Here is a 20,672-nt window from a genome sequence, read left to right on the forward strand (position 1 = left end):
ACTGACTGAAAACTGAAGGCTGCTGTGACCGAGCAGAGCAGAGCACGTTTCCGTACCGAGGCGAGGGCCGAGCACCCGGACGCGGTGCTGCTCTGCCTGCTCGCCGCCGCCGAGCACACCCTCGCGCCGCCGAACCCGGCCGACGTGCTGGCGGAGGAGCCGCCCACCCTGGAGGCCCTGCTGGCGGCCTGCCAGGCGGCGATCGACCGGCACGCCGCGGCGGTCAGGCTGGTCGTCGCCGAGCGGGCGCCCGCCACGCCCGAGGAGACGGCCGCCCTGCTGGCCGCCGTGCTGGGCGGGCGGGAGCGCTTCCACGGCCGCCCGGCGGACTACCGGCGGCTGGAGTCCTCACTGCTGCCGGACGTGCTGCGGCGGCGGCGCGGCCTGCCGATCATGCTCTCGCTGGTCTGGACGGCCGTCGCCGCCCGCGCCGGGCTGACCGTCCACGGGGTCGCCCTGCCCGGCCACTTCATCGTCGCGGTCGGCGGTCCGGGCGGCGGCAACGAGTACGTGCTCGCCGACCCGTACCACGGCGGGCGGCTGCTCGACCTGGACGACGCCGCGCAGCTGACGCTCAGCACCGGGCACCACTTCTCGCCCGAACTCCTCACGCCCGCAGCCCCGTTGGACGTCGTACTACGGGTGCTCGGCAACATCCGCAGCTGGGCCACCGAGCGCCCCGAGCACGCCCGCACCCAGCTCTGGGCCACCGAGCTCTCCCTGCTGCTCCCCCGCCACCCCGCCCAGCTCCGCCTCGAGCGCGCCGAACTCCTCGTCCGCACCGGCGACTTCCTCGCCGGTGCGACCGAGATGGACGCCTACGCGGAGATCCTGGACGCCTTCGACCCCGAAGCGGCCGCCCGCGTCCGCCACGAGGCCCGCGCAGCCCGTCACCGGCTCAACTGAGCCGCCCGCCGCAGGCCTTACAGCCAGCCCTTCTCGCGGGCGACACGGACGGCCTCGGCGCGGTTGCGGGCGGAGGTCTTCTGGATGGCCATCGAGAGGTAGTTGCGGACGGTGCCCTCCGAGAGGTGCAGCCGCCGGGCGATCTCCGCGTTCACCGCGCCGTCGGCCGCCGCCGCGAGCACGTCGCGCTCGCGCGTGGTCAGCGGGTTGGCGCCCTCGGCGAGGGCCGCAGCCGCCAGGGTCGGGTCGATCACCCGCTCGCCGCGCAGGACGCGGCGGATCGCCTGCGCGAGCTCCGACGCGGGGGCGTCCTTGACCAGGAAGCCGTCCGCCCCGGCCTCCATCGCCCGCCGCAGGTAGCCGGGCCGCCCGAAGGTGGTGGCGATCACGACCTTCGTGCCGGGGCTGCGGCGGCGCAGCTCGGCCGCCGCGTCGATCCCGGTCATCCCGGGCATCTCGATGTCCAGCACGGCGACGTCCACGCCGTGCGCGATCGCCGCGTCGACGACCTCGTCCCCCCGGGCCACCTGCGCGACCACGTCGATGTCCCCTTCGAGCCCGAGCAACGCCGCGAGCGCCTCCCGCACCATCCCCTGGTCCTCGGCAAGCAGGACCCGCACACTCCGTGGCATCTCGTCAGTCATGCAGCCAGCCTAGGCAACAGGGCAAGCCGAACAGGGGCGCGGGGAACTGCGCGATCAACCGTGCACCACCGTCACTCCCGTTCTTCGGCGTTCCCCGCGCCTCTGGGGGGCCAGCCGGATGTGTCAGGCGGACACCCGCCGCAGCGGCACCAGCGCCCGCAGCCGGAAGCCCCTGCCGCGGGGCCCGGGGCCCGTCTCCAGGCGGCCGTCGACCAGGGCTAGCCGCTCCTCCAGGCCCGACAGCCCGTTGCCCGGCGCGGACTTGCCGGGGCCCCGGCCGTTGTCGGTGACCTCCAGGACGGCGTAGTGGTCGCCCTCGCCCTCCCAGGTCTCGTCGACGGTGACGGTGCAGAGGGTCGCGCCCTCGCCGTGCCGGACGATGTTGGTGACGGCCTCGCGCAGGGCCCAGGCCAGTGCCCCGGCCTCCTCGCCGCCGAGCCCGGGGCGGCCCTCGGCCACCTCCGGGTCGGCCTCCAGGGCGACCTGGGCCGCCGTCAGGGCCGTCCGGGCGGCGGCCAGTTCGACCGGCAGGGTCGGCCTGCGGTAGCCGCCGACGGCCTCCCGGACGTCGATCAGGGACTGCCGGGCGACCTGCTCGATGTCGGCGACCTGGGCGCGGGCGGCGGCGTCCTGGCTCTGGTCCATCAGCCGCCCGGCGAGCTCGCTCTTGAGGGTGATCAGTGAGAGGGAGTGGCCGAGCAGGTCGTGCAGGTCACGGGCGAGGCGCAGCCGCTCCTCGGCGGCCGCCAGGTGGGCCACGGCGGCGCGGGCCTCCCGCAGCTCCTTCATGGTGCCGATGAGCCGTTGCAGGCCGGTCTGGGCGAGGCCGCTGAGGAAGCACGGCAGCAGGATCGCGACCATCGTGTCGGGGTGCGCGTGGACGAGCAGCGAGACGACCAGCGCCGCCACGGTCACACCGGCCACCCCGGGCAGCCCGTACCGGGGCGGCAGCACCGCACCGACGCAGACCGACCCGTACGTGAACAGCGTCAGCCACGGCTCGCCGAGCGCGAAGGGCGTCACCAGCGCGATCGCCAGCAGCAGCCCGACGATCAGGTAGTCCCGCTCCTTGTGGCCCGGCCGGACGGACCGGAGGCCGATCAGCGTGAGGTACCCGCCCAGGAAGACCGCCAGCGCCAGCCAGCCGGCGACCTGCCCGGCGGTGGTGTGGCCACCGCTCGTCAGATCGGTGACGGGGTAGAGCAGGTAGATCATCCAGATGGACATCCACGAGAGCTTGACCACCAACTGGCGGCGGTTCTCGATCGGCTGGCCCGGGGAGACGTAGAGGCGCCCCCGCCGCTGCGCTCCGGTGTCGTCGGGGCGGCTGGTCAGGGGCGTCTCGGGCATGACGGTCATCATGCCTGCTTGGTGTCCCTGCGGTACAGGTAGGCCGCGGCGCCGACGAAGAGCGCCAGGAAGCCGGCCAGCCCGGCGACGACACCGAGGTCCAGCGAGTGGCCCGGCTGCACGAAGCTCGCGAGCTGGTTGTAGAGGTAGACCGGGTTGAAGCGGGCGTACGTCTTGAGCGAGTCGCCGACGGGGAACCAGGTGCCGCCGAAGAGCGCCATCAGCATGTACGTGATCATCACGATCGGCTGCACCGCGTCCGGCTGGGCCGCGTACCCGAGGGCCACCCCGAGCGCCGCGAAGACGAAGCTGCCGAGCCAGAGCGCCAGCCCGAGGCCGAGCCACTGCGCGCCGCCGAGCGAGACGCCCTCGAAGGCGCCGATCACGAAGACGACCAGGATGGCGGGCAGCGTGGTGACGGCGCAGGCGGCGATCTTGGAGAAGGTGTACGCCCGGCCGGGCAGCGCGGTGAGCCGCAGCTGCCGCACCCAGCCGGTCTTGCGCTCCAGCGAGATCCGCTGCGCGCTGCCGGTCAGCACGGCGCCGACCGCGCCGAAGGTGGCCATCGAGACCATGAAGTACGACTTCGCGGGGATGCCCCCGGCGACGCTGCCGCCGCTGTAGGCGCTGATGAAGAAGACGTACAGCAGCGCCGGGTAGAGGACGGTGAAGAGCAGGTAGCGCTTGTTGCGCAGGGTCCGCAGGATCTCCAGCTGGATCAGGGTGGTCACTGGGCACTCTCCAGGTCGTCGGCCTCGCCGGTGATGGTCAGGAAGGCCTGCTCCAGGCCCAGGCTGGTGACCTCCAGGCCGTGCGGGTAGAACCCGGCCTTGTAGAGGCCCGCGACGCCCGCGTCGGCGTCGGTGCTGCGGATCCGGACGGTGCGGACGCCGTCGGCGCGGCCGGTGACGTCCAGGCTGACCGTGCCGGGCAGCGCCCGCAGGGCGGCCTCGTCGGCCGGGCCGTCGGAGCTGTGGAGCTCGAAGGTGATGCGGCGGGCGCCCGCCTTGGCCTTGATCTCGGCGGAGGTGCCGTCGGCGATCAGGCGGCCCTTGTGCAGGACGAGGACGCGGTCGGCGATCGAGTCCGCCTCCTCCAGGTAGTGGGTGGCGAAGAGCACCGTGCGCCCGGCGTCGGCCTGGGCCCGCATGGCGGCCCAGAACTGCTGGCGGACGGAGACGTCCATGCCGGTGGTGGGCTCGTCCAGCACGATCAGGTCGTTGGCCCCGGCGACCGCGAGGGCGAAGCGGACGCGCTGCTCCTGGCCGCCGGAGAGCTTGTCGACCCGGCGGTCGGCCAGCTCGCTGATGCCCGCGCTGCGCAGCACCTCCTCCGGCCGGTGGCCGCGCGGGTGGACGTCGCAGGCGAACTTCACCAGCTCGCGGACCTTGACGTCGGCCATCAGGCCGCCGCTCTGCAGCATCGCGCCGACCCGGCCGGCCTCGATCGCCGCCCGGGGCGAGCCGCCGAAGATCGAGACGCTGCCCTGGTCTGGCTCGCGCAGGCCGAGCAGCATGTCGAGGCTGCTGGACTTCCCCGCGCCGTTGGGGCCGAGCAGCGCCACCGTCTCGCCGGGGCGCAGCACCAGGTCGAGGCCGTTCACCGCCTTGACCCGGCCGTAGCTCTTGCTGACGTTGCGGAAGGCGGCGACCTCACCGCCTCCGTTGATCCCTGTACTCATCCCCGCGTCCTCTCCCGAAGGCCTTGAAAGGCTGACCTCCCAAGATTCCCGCGAGCGGGGTGCCCGTCGGCAGTGTGCGGTGTCGTGTCCTCGGTATGACGGATGTCAGAAACGGGGGTGCGGGGCGGTGCCCCGCACCCCCGTTCGACTACGCCAGCGAGTCCTTGAGGAACTTCACCTGGAGCAGCAGCAGGTTCTCCGCGACCTGCTCCTGCGGGGTCATGTGGGTGACCCCGCTGAGCGGCAGCACGGTGTGCGCGCGCCCGGCGGCCAGCAGCGCGGAGGAGAGCCGCAGGGTGTGCGCGGCGACGACGTTGTCGTCGGCGAGGCCGTGCACGATCATCAGCGGGCGCTCCAGGCCGGGCGCGAGCGGGATGAGCGAGTTCGCCTCGTACACCTCGGGCCGCTCGGCCGGGTGGCCGAGGTAGCGCTCGGTGTAGTGGGTGTCGTAGAGCGCGAAGTCCGTCACGGGGGCGCCGGAGACGGCCGCGTGGAAGACGTCGGGGCGGCGGAGCACGGCGAGCGCGGCGAGGTAGCCGCCGTACGACCAGCCGCGGATGCCGACCCGGCCGAGGTCGAGCGGGAACTCCCCGGCGAGCGCCTGCAGCGCGTCGACCTGGTCGTCCAGGGTGGCCCCGGCGAAGTCGAAGGCGATGGACTTCTCCCAGGCGGGGCTGCCGCCGGGGGTGCCGCGCCCGTCGGCGACGACCACCGCGAAGCCCTGGTCGGCGAACCACTGCGAGGTGAGGTGCGGGTTGTGCGCCTGCACCACCCGCTGGCCGTGCGGGCCGCCGTACGGGTCCATCAGGACGGGCAGCAGGCCGTCGCGGTCCCGGTCGTACCCGGTGGGCAGCAGCACCGCGCAGGGGATGCGGCGCTCCCCCGCGAAGCGGAACTGCGGGCGGGCGGTGATCAGCGGCGTCTCGGCGTACGAGGCGATGGTGACGGTCTCCGCGCCGTCGCGCTCCACCGTGACGACGGCGCCGGGCCGGTCGAGGTAGCTGCTGGAGAGCACGGTGACGCCCCCGGCGTGGACGGCCGAGCGCGCGGCGTCGGTGCCGAAGGGGGTGACGCCGTCGGCCCCGGCCCGGAACAGGCCGAACCAGCCGGGCGCCCGCTCGGTGTCCGCGGCGCCGGCGGCGGCGCTGAAGTACACGGCGTCGTCGGTGACGGCGAGCACCGAGCGGACGTGCAGGGTGTCGTCGGTGAGGTGCTTCTCCCCGACGACGAGCGTGCGCGGGCCGGTCTCGTCGCTGATCCGGACGAGCTCCCCGGCGGGCGTCCAGGCGGGCACGCCGCCGAAGAGCTCCAGCCAGATGTCGTCCTGCTCGGCGAGGGCGAGCTCGGTCGCGCCGGTCACGACGTCGACGGTGCGGTACTGCTGGCTGCGCTGGTCCCGGGCCTGGACGAGCAGCAGCGGGGCGCCGTTCGACGACCAGTGCACCCGGGCCAGGTACGGGAAGGCCTCGCGGTCCCAGACGACCTCGACCCGCTCGCCGTCGAGCCCGACCACCCAGAGGCCGACCTCGGCGTTGGCCGTCCCGGCCGCCGGGTAGGCGACCTCGGCCGGGGTGCTGCCGGGGTTGGCCGGGTCGGCGATCCACCAGCGCTGGACGGCCGCGTCGTCGGCGCGGGCGACGAGCAGCCGGTCGCTCGCGGGCGACCACCAGTAGCCCCGGTCCCGGTCCATCTCCTCCTGGGCGATGAACTCGGCCTGCCCCCACGTCACGCCGTCCCGCTCGGGCGTGACGAGCGCGCGGTCGCCACTGCCGTCGGTGCGGCTGACGCGCAGCTCGCCGGCGGTGTTGGCGTACGCGACGCAGGAGCCGTCGGGGGCCGGGCGCGGGTCGACGAGGGGCCCGGCGGCGGGCAGCTCACGGGTGGTGCCGGTGGTCAGGTCCGCGGCGAAGAGCCGGCCGGAGAGGGCGAAGGCGGCCAGCGCGCCGGAGCCGTCGAGGGCGTAGCCGACGATGCCGGCCGACCCCTCGCGGCTGCGCTCGCGGCGGGCCTTCTCGGCGGGCGAGAGGTCCTCCTCGCCGCCGCCGAGCAGCACCGCCGGGTCGGCGGCGGCGCGCTCCTCGCCGGTGGCGGGGTCGAGGGTCCAGAGCAGGTTGGCACGGTCACCGGCGCGGGACCGCAGGAAGGTGACCCGCGAGCCGTCGGGTGCGACGGCGAACGAACGGGGCGCGCCGACGGAGTAGTGCAGCGTGCGCGCGTACTGGCGGGGGAAGGTGGCAGCGGAGGTATCGGTGCTCATGGCATCAGACCTTATGGGGCGACACCGCTCACTCGTTCGGAGCAAATGCGGGAAGTCACCCTGCCGGGCCCCCATACGGCCTCCCACCGGGGCATGCGCCCCCGGACGCTCCCGTGCTCCGGCCCGTGCGGCCTCACGGTAAGTAATGCAATCCTCACCGATCGGGTATTCCTTGGGTGATCGATGCGGAGCCGGAGCGTCCCGTTCACCCGGCTGACGGATCGACAGCTTGTCCCGCTCGTCCCGACCGCCGCCCCCACCGGGTCGGCGCACCCGAGAAGGGGTGTGAGCCGTCATGGCTTTGTCCATCTCCGCAGCCATGCTGATGCTGGTCATCGTGGTGGTGATGATCCGCCGCTCCGGCCTGAAGCTCTCGCACGCGATCGTCTGCGCGCTGCTCGGCTTCTACCTCGCGTCCAGCTCGATCGCCCCGTCGATCCAGCAGGTGACCAGCAACGTCGCGGGGATGATCAATGGCCTGAAGCTCTGACCGGGGCCGGCCGCCGGGCTGGTCGCTAGGCTGCTGCCATGACCGCTGCCACCGACCAGCCGCACCGCCGCCTGCTCCTGGTGCACGCCCACCCCGACGACGAGTCGATCAACAACGGCGCCACGATGGCCCGGTACGCCGCCGAGGGTGCCTCGGTCACGCTGGTGACCTGCACGCTCGGCGAGGGCGGTGAGGTGATCCCGCCCGAGCTGGCCCACCTGACGGCCGATCGGGAGGACACCCTCGGCGCGTACCGGGTCGGCGAGCTGGCAGCCGCGATGCGGCTGGTCGGCGTCACCGACCACCGCTTCCTCGGCGGCCAGGGCCGGTACCGGGACTCCGGGATGATGGGCGTGCCGGAGAACGACGTACCCGGCTGCTTCTGGCGGGCCGATCTCGACGAGGCCGCCGACCACCTGGTCGCGGTGGTCCGCGAGACCCGCCCGCAGGTCCTGGTGACGTACGACGAGGAGGGCGGGTACGGCCACCCGGACCACATCCAGACCCACCGCGTCGCGCTGCGGGCGTACGAGCTGGCGGCCGACCCGGCGCACCGGCCCGAGCTGGGGGCCGCCTGGCAGGTCGCCAAGGTCTACTACAACCGGGTGCCGCGCCCGGTCGTGGAGGCCGGGCTGCGGGCCGCCGCACTGAAGGCGGCCTTCCCCGGGGTGGCGACGCTCGCGGACGTGCCCGGGGTGGTCGAGCCGGAGGTGGTGACCACGGTGGTGGACGGCACGGCGTACGCCGGGGCGAAGGCCGCCGCGATGGCGGCGCACGCCACCCAGGTCACCGTGGACGGCGAGTTCTTCGCCCTCAGCAACGACCTCGGGCAGCCGCTGCTCGCCACCGAGTACTACCAGTTGGTGCGCGGCCGGCCCGGCCCGGAGCACCCGGAGACCGACCTCTTCGCCGGGCTGGACGCGGAGGCCCTGCGGTGACGAACCCGCTGATCGCACTGCTGGGCACCCGCGCCGAGCGGCTCGCCGAGCCGCAACCGCAGCGCGGGGCCCGGATCGTGGCGTACGTGGTGCTGTTCCTGCTGGGTGCGGCGGTCTCGCTCTGCGGATGTTTCGTGCAGGCACTGTGGGCGCCTGGCGGGATGCTGCTGGCGCTGGCGGCGACCGTGGCCGTCTTCTACGGCGGGCTGCGCTTCACGGGCACCAAGCTGGGCGCGGGGGCGCCGATGACGGGCTGGTTCCTGGTGCTGCTGGTCATGATGGCGCCCAGGCCGGAGGGCGATTTCGTGCTCTCGGCGGGCCTGACCTCGTACGGCTTCCTCTTCCTCGGGGCGATCTCCGGGGTGATCTGCGCCACGCTGCCGACCCGCTCCGGCTTCGGGTTCGGCGCTCCGGGCGCGGGGCGCTGAGCGCGGGCCGCCGCGACGGGCAGTCAGGAGACGGCTCCCACGGGGGCATACCGGAGGAACCGGACGTATCAGGATCTGTCCGAACCAGTTCGCCTTCCTGGTCTTCCCAGTATTGTGGTGCCGCGACAGGTCGGCCCCGGCGGGCGCGGAGGAAGGAACAGCAGGTACCTTCAGCCCAATCGCGAGGCGGGCGGCGTGCCGCAGGCCCACACGAAGAAGAGCTGGTGTCGGAGGGGTCGGTCAGGTTCGTCACGCGGCGGCAGTCGCCGCCGATGCGGTCTGGCGCCCCACAACCCGCGGTCGCCCGTCCACGGTGCGGCCGCGAACCCGGAGCAGAGCAGCATTGAGCAGCCGCGAATCTGACAGCCCGTACCCGTCGCCCCGCCAGGGCGGCCCCGGCCGCAGGCCCGAGGGCAGCCCTGACGCGTACCCGTCGGGCACCCCGCCGTACGGCACCGGGCTGCCGAACGGCTTCGGCGCGCCCGGCCTCCCCGAGGACGGCCCGCAGGGCTCGGCGCTCGGTGGCGCGGACGAGGACGTGCCCCGGACGGAGACCACGCTGACGACCCGGGTGCGGATCAACATCCCCGGTTCGCGGCCGATCCCGCCCGTCGTGGTGCGCTCGACGGTGCGGAACGAGGAGCCGCCGGCCGAGCCGTCCGGCCCCCGGCACCGCTCGGCGGCAGCCTCCTCCCCCGTGCTCGGCATGGTCGACCCGGCCGCCCGCACGGCGACGCCGCCGAACCTGCCCAAGGAGTGGGAGCAGGCGGAGCCCGCCACGCCGTCCTCCTCCGAGTCCACCGGCGAGTGGTTCAAGCCCCGGCAGAGGACCCAGGGCGGCCCGGCCCCCGTACCGGCTGCCGCAGGCGCCCAGCGCCCGGCCGCCGCCCAGCCCCAGCAGCCTCAGCAGCCCGCCGCGCCGGTGCCGACGGGCGCGCCCGCCACGCCGTTCGGCGACACCGGCAGCATGCCGCTGCCCGGCGACCCGTACGCGGCCGCGCCGCAGCGCGAGGGCCGGCCCGGCCGGGGGGCCAACCCGTTCGCGGGCCCGGCCGACAGCCAGGGCGGTGCGGGCCGCGGCGCCGACCCGTACGGCAACGACCCGTTCGCCACCCGCCCCACCCAGGGCGGCAACAACGGCAGTAACAACGGCAACGGCGGCAACCCCTTCGCCGACCGGCCGGCCGCCGCCGGGGTGGACGCCACCCGGGCGCTGCGGATGCCGCGCCCGCCGCAGGGGCAGGGCGAGCCGGAGGACACCCAGATCGGCGGCTTCGAGCCGATCCAGGACGACTTCCCCCCGCAGGGCGCCATACCCGGCCTGCCCACCGCGAACAGCTTCGGCTCGGCCCGGCAGGCCCCGGCCGACCCGTTCGCGACCGGCACCCGCCGCCCCGGCCCGGCCGCCCCCGCCGACCCGTTCGGCACCGCCGACCCCTTCGCCACCGCCGCCCCCAAGGCGCCGCAGGGCCGCTTCGCCGACGTCTCGTACGAGCCTGCGCCGCCCTTCCCCGGCAACCTCGGCAGCGCCGCCCCGCAGGGCCCGGTGCCGCCGGTCGAGATCGTGCCCGAGCCCGAGCCGGACGTCGACGACGAGCCCGCAGCCGCGCCCCGGCGCCGCAGCCGCGCGCCCAAGCTCGCCGCGTACGCCGTCGGCGGCCTGCTCTTCGCGGGCGCCGCCGCCTACGGCACCGGCCTGATGCTCAACCAGGCGGACATCCCCGAGGGCACCACCGTGCTCGGCACCGACATCGGCGGCGACGCCCGTGACCAGGCGCTCAGCCTGCTCGACGGCAGCGTCGGCAAGGCGGGCCAGCGGGCGGTCAAGCTCAAGATCGGCGCGCAGACGGTCGACCTCGACCCGACCGCCGCCGGGCTCAGCTTCGACACCACCGCGACGGTGGACGCCCTCACCTCGCACAGCTACAACCCCGTCGACGTGATCAGCTCGCTGAGCGGCTCCAGCAAGGCCGTAGCCCCCGAGGTCAAGGTCGACCGGGCCAAGCTGAAGGCCGCCCTGGACGCCGTCGGTGCCAAGTCCGGCCAGGGCCTCCAGGAGGGCTTCGTCCGCTTCACCCCGGACGGGCAGACCGAGATCGTCCCCGGCAAGGCGGGCCAGACCGTGGACGCCGCCGCCGCGCTCGACCAGGTCGAGCAGGCCTACCGCGACCGCGCGGCGGGCAAGGACGACACCGTGCTGACGGTGCCGGTGACGGCCGCTCAGCCGAAGATCTCCGCGGACGCCCTGAAGGCCGCCGCCGACACCCTCGGCAAGCCGGTGCTGACGGGCCCCGTGACGGTCACGGCCGGGACGAAGAAGTTCGAGTTCACCAAGGCCGTCGCCGCCGACGTGCTGACCATCGCGCCGGACGCCTCCGGCAAGCTGGCCCTCACCTGGGACTACGACAAGCTGGGCGGCGCGCTGAAGGGCGTCTTCGACAAGTCGAAGACCAAGGGCAAGGCGATCACCCCGCAGGACGTCGCCGACGGCATCACCTCCGTCCTCGACAAGCCGGTCAAGGAGCGGAGCTTCAAGTTCCCCGCCTGACCCCTCCCGTCTGACCCCTTCCGCCGGGCCCCGCCGCCCCGCGGCGCGGCCCGGCTGGCCAGTCCTCGCCACTGGCGGACCATAACCGGGCAAAGCTCCCCCGGCGGCCCGCGTTACCAAGACTTGATCCCCTCCTGGTCGACAAGCTGTTCCCCCGTCAGCAGGATGTGCCACCAAGCCAGCGACCCTGGCCGGCCAGCCGAGCCCGGCCCGCCCGCTCCGCAGGGAGAACCCCCGTTGTCCAAGTCCCGGCTCACGCACGCCCTCACCGCCGCCGCATCGGCCCTGGCCCTCTCGCTGACGCTCTGCTCGTGCGCCGTCGACAGCGGGGGCGACAGCGCACCGGCCGGCCGCGGCACGGCGTTCTCCGGCGGCGACGACGCCCCCCGGATGACCCAGCTCGACATGAACGGGCACCCGCGCGCCGAGCTGCGCCAGGGCGGCACCCTCAACTGGGCCATCGACCAGTTCTCCACCCAGTGGAACCCGCTGCACGCGGACGGCTCCGAGACGTCCACCGGTGACGTCATGAAGGCCCTGCTGCCGAGCTTCTGGCACTCCGACGCCGGTGGCACCCAGACGCCCGACAAGGCTTACCTGGTGAGCGCCGAGGCCACCACCGTGCAGGGCAGGCAGGTCGTCACCTGGACGCTGAACCCGCTGGCGCACTGGTCCGACGGCAAGCCGATCAGCTGGCGCGACCTCCAGGCCACCTGGCAGGCCCAGAACGGCAAGGACAAGGCCTTCAAGGCGGGCTCCACCACCGGCTTCGACCAGGTCGACAGCGTCGAGCGCGGCCGGGACGACTTCCAGGCCGTGATGACCTTCCGGACGCCGTTCTCCGAGTGGCAGTCGATGTTCAACAACGCCGCCAACTCGCCGCTGCTCCCGGCCGCCTGGATCGGCACGCCCGAGCTGTTCAACACCGCCTTCGCGGGCGCCATCCCGGTCTCCGGGGGCCCGTTCAAGGTCGGCACGATCGACCGGACGGCCCAGACCGTCACGGTGGTGGCCGACCCGGCGTGGTGGGGCGACCGCCCGATGCTGGACCGGATCGTCTTCAAGGCCGTCAACACCGGCGACATGCCGGCCGCCTTCGCCAAGGGGAAGCTCGACTTCTTCAACAACGGCCCGAACGCGGCGGGCTACCGCCAGATCCTGGCCACCCCGGGCGGCGAGGTGCGCCGGGCGGGCGGGCCGAACCTGCGTCAGCTGGTGCTGAACGCCCAGCGCCCGCCGCTGGACGACGCCAACGTCCGCCGGGCGATCTTCCAGGCGATCGACCGCGAGGTGATCACCCGCTCCGACCTGGACGGGCTGGACTGGCCCTACACGCCGATGAACAACCACTTCCTGGTGCCCGGCCAGAACGGCTACCGGGACAACTCCGCCGGCCTGAGCCGCTACGACTCCTCGGCCGCCGCGGTCGCCCTCCAGAACGCGGGCTGGCGGCTGACCGGCAGCACCACCCGGAGCAAGGACGGCCGGGAGCTGGAGCTCAACTTCATCATCCCGGCGGGCAACTCGCTGGCCGCCAACGAGGGCACCCTGATCACCGGGATGCTGGAGAAGATCGGCGTGAAGGTCAACGTCACGCCGGTGGTCGCGGGGGACTTCTTCAGCCAGTACGTCAACAAGCGCAACTTCGACCTGACGGCCTTCGCCCTGCTGGGCACACCCTTCCCGGCCAGCAGCTCGACCGCGACCTTCCAACAGGGCTCCAGCTCCAACTACGCCCAGACCGGCAGCGAGGCCCTCGACAAGGCGATGGCCGACGCCGCGATGGCCGACACCCCCGAGACGGAGGCGGAGGCCCTCAACCGGGCTGACGCCGAGGCCTGGCAGGTCGCGGGGATCGTCCCGCTCTACCAACGCCCGTCCGTCTACGGAATCCGCCGGAACATCGCGAACCTCGGGGCGCCGGGGCTGTCGGACTTCGTCTACGAGAACATCGGCTTCCTGAAGTAGCACCGCTACAAGCAGGACCGGGGGCGCGGGAGGGGCTCACCGGGACTGCAATATGAGGCGAATACTCGCCAGTGGCGTGAAATTGCCAAACAAGGGGGGCCGGATATTCCACCGACGCACCCAAAAACAGTAGTGTCCGATAATCGGACACCCAAATGCAACGCACAAATAGTTCGTACCGCTCAAATCGGACATGCGATCTACGCGCGTTGCATGGCCTGCCACGAGAAGCCTGTGTCCTGATAACGGAGTTGACCGAGTCGCGTTACGGACGCGTGAACTGCATTGATGGCGGTATGTCCGCTTATGTCCGTCTCGGTCAGCGCTTGTCAAGATGTCTGGAACTACGAAGTGGTTGACATTCCAACACAAAGCAAGAAATGCGTGGCCAGCAACTGAGGAACTCTTGACGTTCGATAAACGACTTGCAAGAGTCCGTGCGATCACCTTTTTTGCAGCCGCTACACCCCGGGCGGGAGCTCCAGCACCATGACTAACCCCACTCAGGCCCCGACCGAGGCCGACACCCTCGGGACGGCCGACACCCCCAGCCAGACCGAGGCCGCCAACGGCCCGGTCTTCCGGGGGCTGTCCCCTGGCCAGCTCATGTGGCGCCGCTTCAAGCGCGACCGCACGGGCGTCATCAGTGCCGTGATCGTGCTGGTCTTCATCCTGATCGCCATCGCCGCGCCGCTGATCTCGATGATGTACGGCAAGGACGCCACCACGCCGTACGGCCAGAACGACCCGACCCTGCTGACGGACTCCGCTCTGCCCGTCGGGGCCAACGGCGGTATCAGCGGTGACTTCTGGCTCGGTCTGGAGCCCGGTCTCGGCCGCGACGTGTTCATGCAGCTCGTCTACGGCATCCGGACCTCGCTGATCATCGCGTTCGCCACCACGATCCTGACCACCGCGCTGGGCATCTGCTTCGGCATCGCGGCGGGCTACATCGGCGGCAAGACCGACTACCTCATCGGCCGCGTGATCGACATCCTGATGTCGTTCCCCTCCCAGATCTTCCTGGTCGCGACCATGCCGATCGTCACCGGCCTGTTCGTGGCCCCGGAGGAGGACATCCCGACCTGGCTGCCGTTCGTCGCCGTGACGATCGTGCTGTCCCTGCTCGGCTGGATGTCGCTGGCCCGCATCCTGCGCGCCACCACGCTGTCGCTGCGTGAGCGCGAGTTCGTCGAGGCCGCGAAGGTGACCGGCGCCTCGCCGGCCCGGATCATCTTCAAGGAGCTGCTGCCCAACCTGTGGACGCCGATCCTGGTGCAGTCCACCCTGGCACTTCCGGCCTTCGTGACCGCCGAGGCCGGCCTGTCCTACCTGGGCGTCGGCGTTCACGAGCCGACCCCGGACTGGGGCCGGATGCTCGCTGACGCCGCCACCTACCTGCGCAGCGACCTGGCCTTCCTGCTGGTCCCCGGCATCGCAATGGTGATCTTCGTACTGGCCTTCAACCTCCTGGGCGACTCCGTGCGAGACGCCTTCGACCCGAAGACCAAGCGCTGACCGAGCGCTGACGGCGCCGCACCTCGCGGCACCCACAGACTCCGGGGGGACCGGCACGCCCGCCCCGGGCAACCCACCGAATAACCAGGCATCTTCCACTTAGGCAGGATGAACATGAACGCAAGCAAGTCGCGGAGGCTCGCAGCCGCCGTCATGGTTGTCGGGGCACTCACCGTCACGACGGCCTGCTCCTCGGGCAACGGCTCCACCGGTGGCAGCGGCGCTGCGCCCAGCGCGTCGAAGGTCGAGACCTCCAAGGTCGCCATCGGCACCGCCGCCGACTCGGTCGGCCCGGCCGTCGCCCAGGCCGGCGCGAAGAAGGGCGGCACGGTCGACATGATCGACCGCGACGACTTCTCGCACCTGGACCCGGGTCAGATCTACCTGAACTACAACGCCGAGGCGGCGCTGCTGTTCTCCCGTGGCCTGACGGGCTACAAGGTCGCTGCCGACGGCTCGCAGAAGCTGGTCGGTGACCTCGCCACCGACACCGGCACCACCACCGACGGTGGCAAGACCTGGAAGTTCACGCTCAAGGACGGCATCAAGTGGCAGGACGGCAGCCCGATCACCTCGGCTGACGTCAAGTACTCGATCGAGCGCACCTTCGCGCCGTTCATCAAGTCCGGCCCGATCTACATCCAGGGCTGGCTGACCGGTAGCCCGGACAAGTACCGCGACGCCTACCCGGGCCCGTACGACGGCAAGGAGCTGGACGCCGTCCAGACCCCGGACGCCAAGACGGTCATCTACACCTTCAAGGACGCGCACGCCGACGCCAACTTCACCCTGGCGATGGCTGGCTACGCGATCGTGCCCAAGGCGCACGACACCAAGGAGGCGTACGACAAGAAGCCGTTCTCCTCGGGCCCGTACCAGGTCGTCGAGCACGTCACCGACAAGTCGCTCGACCTCGAGCGCAACCCCAACTGGGACCCGGCCACGGACCCGATCCGCAACGCGTACCCGGACAAGTGGCACATGACCTTCGGCGTCCAGCCGAAGGACTCCACCCAGCGCTTCATGGCCGACAACGGCGCCGACAAGAACGCCTTCTCGTTCCACAACACCGTGGCGCCGGAGTTCGTCGACCAGGTCAAGAACGACGCGAAGCTGAAGGACCGTACCCTCAACGGCCTCACGCCGTACGTGGACTACTACTTCATCAACAACACCCGCATCACGGACCCGAAGGTCCGCGAGGCGCTGGTCCGCGCGTTCCCGCACCAGCAGACGCGTCAGCTCTCGGGCGGCACGAGCTACGGCGACTACGCCACCACGTACATGAGCCCGACCGTCCTCGGCTACGAGCCGAGCGACCCGTTCGACACCCTGAAGAAGCCGCAGGGTGACCCGGTGGCCGCCAAGAAGCTGCTCACCGACGCGAACGCGGTCGGCCAGACCATCGTCTACGCGTACAACGACACCCCGCTGCAGCAGAAGATCACCGAGGCGATCCGTATCGCGCTCGAGCAGGCCGGCTTCAAGTTCGTCCCGAAGCCGCTGCCGGCGAAGACGTACTACGACTCCATCGGCCAGGTCAAGAACGAGTTCGACCTGTACTGGGGCGGCTGGGGCGCCGACTGGCCGACCGGTTACACCTCCCTGCAGCCGGTCTGGCAGGGCAGCGCCATCGGTGAGGGCCAGTCCAACTACGCCCACCTGGACGACAAGGACATCAACGCCGCGATCGACGCCGCTGCGAAGATCGCCGACCCGGACGCGGCGGGCAAGGCCTGGGCCAAGATCGACCAGGACCTGCAGAAGAAGGCCGTCTCCATCCCGGACGTCTACCAGCGCTCGCTCAGCCTCTACGGCTCGGGCCTCGGCGGCGTCAGCTTCGACACCCAGCAGGGCCTGCAGTACCCGCTGAACATCTGGGTCAAGTGACCCTGATCACCCAGCGGTAACCCCCGGTCGGGGCCCGCCGCTCCACACCCCTGGAGCGGCGGGCCCCGCCGACCCGGCCCATCTGCCCCACCCGCCCTGCTCCCGCCCACCGCACTCGCAGCCGGCGCCCCGACCAGGAGAGCCCGACCCATGCTCCGTTTCCTCGTCCGCCGTTCCCTCGGCGCACTCGTCATCCTGCTGATCATCAGCATGGTCACCTTCGCGCTCTTCTTCGCCATCCCGGCGGACCCGGCGCGCCTCTCCTGCGGCAAGGTCTGCACCCCCGAGAACCTGGCCCTCATCCGGCACAGCATGAACCTCGACAAGCCGGTACCGCTGCAGTTCTGGGACTGGCTCAGCGGCATCTTCACCGGCAGGGACTTCGGCGGCAACGGCCACTGCGACGCCCCCTGCTTCGGGTACTCGTTCGTCAAGCAGGACATGATCACCAACATCCTGCTGGACCGCTTCCCGACCACGCTCTCGCTGACGCTCGGCTCCGTGGTCGTCTTCCTGATCTTCGGTATCGGCACCGGCATGCTCGCCGCCCACAAGCAGGGCACCGCCTCCGACAAGATCGCCAGCTCCGCCTCGCTGATCGCCTCCTCGATGCAGATCTACGTCGCCGGCCCGCTGGCCCTCGCACTCCTGGTCTACCAGACCGACTGGCTGGCCCAGCCCAGCTACACCCCGATCACCGAGGACCCGGTCGCCTGGTTCACCGGCCTGCTCGTCCCGTGGATCGTGCTCTCGCTGATCTGGACGGCCAACTACACCCGTATGACGCGCTCCTCGATGGTCGAGCAGCTCTCCGAGGACTTCGTCCGGACGGCTCGCGCCAAGGGCATGTCGGGCCGCACGGTCTTCCTCCGCTACGCCTGGCGCGGCGCCATGGGCACCATCGTGACCGTCTTCGGCATCGACCTCGGTGTGCTGCTCGGCGGCGCGATCATCACCGAGACCACCTTCAACCTGCACGGCCTCGGCAACCTCGCGATCGACGCCTACGGCTCGTCCGACCTGTCGCTGCTGGTCGGTGTGACAATGGTGGCCGCCGCGCTGATCGTGTTCTTCAACATCCTCGTGGACGCCGCCTACGCCATGATCGACCCGCGCATCCGCCTGGCCTGACCCGTCCCGGCCTGCCCCGTCATGGCCTGACCGTCCTGGCCCGACAGGCCGACACCCCTGGCCGCCCCGCCGTTCCGACCTCACGTACCACACCGAGGAGCCCTGTCCATGACCACCCAGGCCAAGCCCGAGGAGACGGCCGCCCCCGGCGGCAGCTCGTCCTTCCTCTCAGTCCGCGACCTCTCGGTCCGCTTCAGTACCGAGGACGGCGTGGTCCGGGCCGTGGACAACCTCTCCTTCGAGGTCGAGCGTGGCACCACGCTCGGCATCGTCGGTGAGTCCGGCTCCGGCAAGTCGGTCACCAACCTGGCGATCCTCGGCCTGCACAACCCGGTCAACACCGAGATCACCGGCTCGATCAAGCTGTCCGGCCAGGAGCTCGTCGGCGCGCCGAACCGGGAGCTGGAGAAGCTCCGCGGCCAGACCATGGCGATGATCTTCCAGGACCCGCTGACCGCGCTGTCGCCGTTCCACACCATCGGCCAGCAGATCGGCGAGACGTACCGCAAGCACACCGGTGCGAGCAAGAAGGAAGCGCGGGACCGCTCGATCGAGATGCTGACGAAGGTCGGCATCCCGCAGCCCAAGACCCGGGTCGACGACTACCCGCACCAGTTCTCCGGCGGCATGCGCCAGCGCGCGATGATCGCCATGTCGCTGGTCTGCGACCCCGCCCTGGTCATCGCGGACGAGCCCACCACCGCGCTGGACGTCACCGTCCAGGCGCAGATCCTCGACCTGCTCAAGGACCTGCAGCAGGACATGGGCACCGCGATCATCCTGATCACCCACGACCTCGGCGTGGTCGCCCGCACCGCCCAGGACATCATGGTCATGTACGCGGGGCGCGCGGTCGAGCGCGGCACCGTCCGCGAGGTCCTGAAGGCCCCCCAGCACCCCTACACCTGGGGCCTGCTCTCCTCGATGCCCAACCTGACCGGCCCGGTCGACGTACCGCTGCGGCCGGTGCGCGGCACCCCGCCGAGCCTGATCAACCTGCCGACGGGCTGCCCGTTCAACCCGCGCTGCGACCACCGCGAGCTCGTGGTCGGCGGCAGGTGCACCACCGACCGCCCCCCGCTCTCCCCGGAGACCGGCCACGCCACCGCCTGCCACCTGTCCGCCGGGCAGAAGCAGGACATCTTCATCGACCAGATCCAGCCGCGGCTCGGCTGAGAGGGACCGGTTACCGATCATGAGCAACGAAGTGACCCTCGACAAGGCCAGCGGCAAGACCCCCGCCACCGGTGCCCCCCTGCTTGAGCTCTCCGGGCTGCAGAAGCACTTCCCGGTGATGGACGGCTTCCTCTTCAAGCGCCAGGTCGGCGCGGTGCACGCGGTGGACGGCGTCGACCTCACCGTGAACGCCAACGAGTCGGTCGGCCTGGTCGGCGAGTCCGGCTGCGGCAAGTCGACCCTCGGCCGCCTGGTGACCCGGCTCTACGAGCCCACCGCCGGCACCATCACGTACGCGGGCCAGGACATCTCGCACGCCAACCGCAAGCAGCTGGCGCCGATCCGGTCCGAGATCCAGATGATCTTCCAGGACCCGTACTCCTCGCTGAACCCGCGCCAGACCGTCGGCGCGATCATCGGCGCCCCGATGGAGATCAACGGCATCAACCCGGCCGGTGGCATCCAGAAGCGGGTGCAGGAGCTGCTGGAGACCGTCGGTCTCAACCCCGAGCACTACAACCGCTTCCCGCACGAGTTCTCCGGCGGCCAGCGTCAGCGCATCGGCGTCGCCCGCGCGCTCTCGCTCAGCCCGAAGCTGATCGTGGCCGACGAGCCGGTCTCCGCGCTGGACGTCTCCATCCAGGCGCAGGTCGTCAACCTGCTCCAGGAGCTCCAGCGGGACCTGGGCATCGCCTTCCTCTTCATCGCCCACGACCTCGCCGTCGTCCGGCACTTCTCGGAGCGCGTCGCGGTCATGTACCTCGGCAAGATCGTCGAGATCGCCGACCGCAAGTCGCTGTACGAGAGCCCCCGGCACCCGTACACCCACGCGCTGCTCTCCGCCGTCCCCGAGGCCGACCCGGACGACAACCGCGAGCGCATCCGCCTGACCGGTGACGTCCCGTCGCCGATCAACCCGCCGTCGGGCTGCCGCTTCCGCACCCGCTGCTGGAAGGCGCAGGACAAGTGCGCCACGGAGGAGCCCCCGCTCGTCCAGCTCTCCGGCAACCTGGACGGCCACCTGACGGCCTGCCACTTCCCCGAGGACGGCGGCCTGGCCACCATCCCGGAGCCCCGGGACGCCAACAGCTGATCCAAGAGAATGGGCCCCGGAGCATCGCTCCGGGGCCCATTGTCGTTCCCGAGGCAGATCACCGCCGTTGGCTTCGTGTTGGTGACCTGTTGGCGGTTCCTCAGACGATGGCTGAGCCGAGATCGCGTCAGTGATCCCGGCGCTCCCTCTCCGCCAACGAAGGGCTCGTCATGTCCCGATTCGCGAAGGCCGCCTCGGTCGTCTCCGCCCTCTCTCTCGCCGCCGTCGGTTACGCCTCCTCCCCTGCCTCGGCAGCGACGGGTATCGAAATCCAGAATCAGGCGACAGGCCTCTGCCTTTCCGCCACTGTCGACTCCTGGGGAAATGTCGAGGACATCGGACAGGCAACTTGTGGGGCCAGCAAGAATGAGTACTGGGCCAACCAGCAGTCGAAGTTGATCAGCCTCAGCAGCGGATCTGTCAACCTCTGTCTGACAACGGACAACTACTCCGACGCCTTCACGACGGGATGCGGCAACACCAACGGCACCGGGTACGGGCAGGACTGGAGCTACACCTCGATTCAGGGCGCCTGGACGGTCATCTACAGCAGCAAGGGCTGCTACCTGACCGCCTACTCCAAGTCGGCCGCCTGCGTGGGTCGCAACAACGCGTCCAGCCAGCAGTGGCGCGTGCTCTACTGGTGATCACGCA

General features: G+C 71.3%; 17 protein-coding genes. 12 read left to right on the forward strand and 5 right to left on the reverse strand.

Annotated features, from left to right (window positions below):
- The first annotated feature begins 24 nt into the window (after nt 1-24).
- Nucleotides 25-906 carry a transglutaminase family protein gene (locus tag ACR68M_RS11735; protein WP_441250398.1) on the forward strand — a complete coding sequence of 294 codons (882 nt, stop codon included), beginning with the start codon at nt 25-27 and terminating at the stop codon, nt 904-906.
- Between the two features lie 17 nt (nt 907-923).
- Here ACR68M_RS11735 and ACR68M_RS11740 read toward each other — a convergent pair whose 3' ends face one another.
- From ACR68M_RS11740 to ACR68M_RS11760, 5 genes are all read right to left on the reverse strand, one after another.
- The gene (locus tag ACR68M_RS11740; protein WP_441251587.1) at nt 924-1,538 is read right to left on the reverse strand and encodes a response regulator; all 615 of its coding nucleotides are present in this window, start codon (nt 1,536-1,538) and stop codon (nt 924-926) included.
- Between the two features lie 135 nt (nt 1,539-1,673).
- Nucleotides 1,674-2,900, reverse strand: a complete 1,227-nt coding sequence (locus tag ACR68M_RS11745; RefSeq protein WP_441250399.1) for a sensor histidine kinase — start codon at nt 2,898-2,900, stop codon at nt 1,674-1,676.
- 8 nt (nt 2,901-2,908) lie between these two features.
- The gene (locus ACR68M_RS11750; protein WP_441250400.1) at nt 2,909-3,631 is read right to left on the reverse strand and encodes an ABC transporter permease; all 723 of its coding nucleotides are present in this window, start codon (nt 3,629-3,631) and stop codon (nt 2,909-2,911) included.
- Nucleotides 3,628-4,581 carry an ABC transporter ATP-binding protein gene (locus ACR68M_RS11755; protein ID WP_441250401.1) on the reverse strand — a complete coding sequence of 318 codons (954 nt, stop codon included), beginning with the start codon at nt 4,579-4,581 and terminating at the stop codon, nt 3,628-3,630. The genes ACR68M_RS11750 and ACR68M_RS11755 overlap by 4 nt, the downstream gene beginning before the upstream one ends.
- A 148-nt stretch (nt 4,582-4,729) precedes the next feature.
- The gene (locus tag ACR68M_RS11760) at nt 4,730-6,838 is read right to left on the reverse strand and encodes an alpha/beta fold hydrolase (protein WP_441250402.1); all 2,109 of its coding nucleotides are present in this window, start codon (nt 6,836-6,838) and stop codon (nt 4,730-4,732) included.
- A gap of 295 nt (nt 6,839-7,133) precedes the next feature.
- Here ACR68M_RS11760 and ACR68M_RS11765 point away from each other — a divergent pair, with 295 nt between their 5' ends.
- The 11 genes from ACR68M_RS11765 (at nt 7,134) to ACR68M_RS11815 (ending at nt 20,665) form a co-directional block, all read left to right on the forward strand.
- The gene (locus tag ACR68M_RS11765; RefSeq protein WP_104818165.1) at nt 7,134-7,328 is read left to right on the forward strand and encodes a DUF2304 family protein; all 195 of its coding nucleotides are present in this window, start codon (nt 7,134-7,136) and stop codon (nt 7,326-7,328) included.
- A gap of 38 nt (nt 7,329-7,366) precedes the next feature.
- Nucleotides 7,367-8,266 carry an N-acetyl-1-D-myo-inositol-2-amino-2-deoxy-alpha-D-glucopyranoside deacetylase gene (gene mshB, locus ACR68M_RS11770; RefSeq protein WP_441250403.1) on the forward strand — a complete coding sequence of 300 codons (900 nt, stop codon included), beginning with the start codon at nt 7,367-7,369 and terminating at the stop codon, nt 8,264-8,266.
- Nucleotides 8,263-8,694, forward strand: coding sequence for a DUF6113 family protein (locus tag ACR68M_RS11775; protein WP_441250404.1), 432 nt, complete (start codon nt 8,263-8,265; stop codon nt 8,692-8,694). The genes mshB and ACR68M_RS11775 overlap by 4 nt, the downstream gene beginning before the upstream one ends.
- Nucleotides 8,695-9,037: 343 nt before the next feature.
- Nucleotides 9,038-11,242 carry a peptidoglycan binding domain-containing protein gene (locus ACR68M_RS11780; protein WP_441250405.1) on the forward strand — a complete coding sequence of 735 codons (2,205 nt, stop codon included), beginning with the start codon at nt 9,038-9,040 and terminating at the stop codon, nt 11,240-11,242.
- Nucleotides 11,243-11,479: 237 nt separating this feature from the next.
- Entirely contained in the window at nt 11,480-13,210 is a 1,731-nt protein-coding gene (locus tag ACR68M_RS11785; protein ID WP_441250406.1) for an ABC transporter family substrate-binding protein, read from the forward strand.
- 489 nt (nt 13,211-13,699) lie between these two features.
- Complete coding sequence (locus tag ACR68M_RS11790) at nt 13,700-14,728, forward strand: ABC transporter permease (RefSeq protein ID WP_441250407.1); 1,029 nt, start codon at nt 13,700-13,702, stop codon at nt 14,726-14,728.
- Nucleotides 14,729-14,842: 114 nt separating this feature from the next.
- Nucleotides 14,843-16,618, forward strand: coding sequence for an ABC transporter substrate-binding protein (locus ACR68M_RS11795; RefSeq protein WP_441250408.1), 1,776 nt, complete (start codon nt 14,843-14,845; stop codon nt 16,616-16,618).
- Nucleotides 16,619-16,768: 150 nt separating this feature from the next.
- Entirely contained in the window at nt 16,769-17,749 is a 981-nt protein-coding gene (locus ACR68M_RS11800; protein WP_441250409.1) for an ABC transporter permease, read from the forward strand.
- A 108-nt stretch (nt 17,750-17,857) separates the two neighbouring features.
- Nucleotides 17,858-18,925, forward strand: a complete 1,068-nt coding sequence (locus ACR68M_RS11805) for an ABC transporter ATP-binding protein (RefSeq protein ID WP_441250410.1) — start codon at nt 17,858-17,860, stop codon at nt 18,923-18,925.
- Nucleotides 18,926-18,944: 19 nt separating this feature from the next.
- Nucleotides 18,945-20,018 (forward strand): ABC transporter ATP-binding protein, encoded by a 1,074-nt coding sequence (locus ACR68M_RS11810; protein WP_441250411.1) that lies wholly within the window; start codon nt 18,945-18,947, stop codon nt 20,016-20,018.
- Between the two features lie 170 nt (nt 20,019-20,188).
- Nucleotides 20,189-20,665 carry a ricin-type beta-trefoil lectin domain protein gene (locus ACR68M_RS11815; RefSeq protein WP_441250412.1) on the forward strand — a complete coding sequence of 159 codons (477 nt, stop codon included), beginning with the start codon at nt 20,189-20,191 and terminating at the stop codon, nt 20,663-20,665.
- Nucleotides 20,666-20,672 lie beyond the last annotated feature (7 nt).

The organism is Kitasatospora sp. McL0602, assembly GCF_052076145.1.
Lineage (GTDB): Bacteria > Actinomycetota > Actinomycetes > Streptomycetales > Streptomycetaceae > Kitasatospora.

Bases quoted from the DNA above. Each gene is read 5' to 3' on its own strand.
- ACR68M_RS11740 (WP_441251587.1), bottom strand. From the start codon at position 1,538: ATGCCACGGAGTGTGCGGGTCCTGCTTGCCGAGGACCAGGGGATGGTG.
- ACR68M_RS11745 (WP_441250399.1), bottom strand. From the start codon at position 2,900: ATGCCCGAGACGCCCCTGACCAGCCGCCCCGACGACACCGGAGCGCAG.
- ACR68M_RS11755 (WP_441250401.1), bottom strand. From the start codon at position 4,581: ATGAGTACAGGGATCAACGGAGGCGGTGAGGTCGCCGCCTTCCGCAAC.
- ACR68M_RS11760 (WP_441250402.1), bottom strand. From the start codon at position 6,838: ATGAGCACCGATACCTCCGCTGCCACCTTCCCCCGCCAGTACGCGCGC.
- ACR68M_RS11765 (WP_104818165.1), top strand. From the start codon at position 7,134: ATGGCTTTGTCCATCTCCGCAGCCATGCTGATGCTGGTCATCGTGGTG.
- mshB (WP_441250403.1), top strand. From the start codon at position 7,367: ATGACCGCTGCCACCGACCAGCCGCACCGCCGCCTGCTCCTGGTGCAC.
- ACR68M_RS11790 (WP_441250407.1), top strand. From the start codon at position 13,700: ATGACTAACCCCACTCAGGCCCCGACCGAGGCCGACACCCTCGGGACG.
- ACR68M_RS11795 (WP_441250408.1), top strand. From the start codon at position 14,843: ATGAACGCAAGCAAGTCGCGGAGGCTCGCAGCCGCCGTCATGGTTGTC.
- ACR68M_RS11800 (WP_441250409.1), top strand. From the start codon at position 16,769: ATGCTCCGTTTCCTCGTCCGCCGTTCCCTCGGCGCACTCGTCATCCTG.
- ACR68M_RS11805 (WP_441250410.1), top strand. From the start codon at position 17,858: ATGACCACCCAGGCCAAGCCCGAGGAGACGGCCGCCCCCGGCGGCAGC.
- ACR68M_RS11810 (WP_441250411.1), top strand. From the start codon at position 18,945: ATGAGCAACGAAGTGACCCTCGACAAGGCCAGCGGCAAGACCCCCGCC.
- ACR68M_RS11815 (WP_441250412.1), top strand. From the start codon at position 20,189: ATGTCCCGATTCGCGAAGGCCGCCTCGGTCGTCTCCGCCCTCTCTCTC.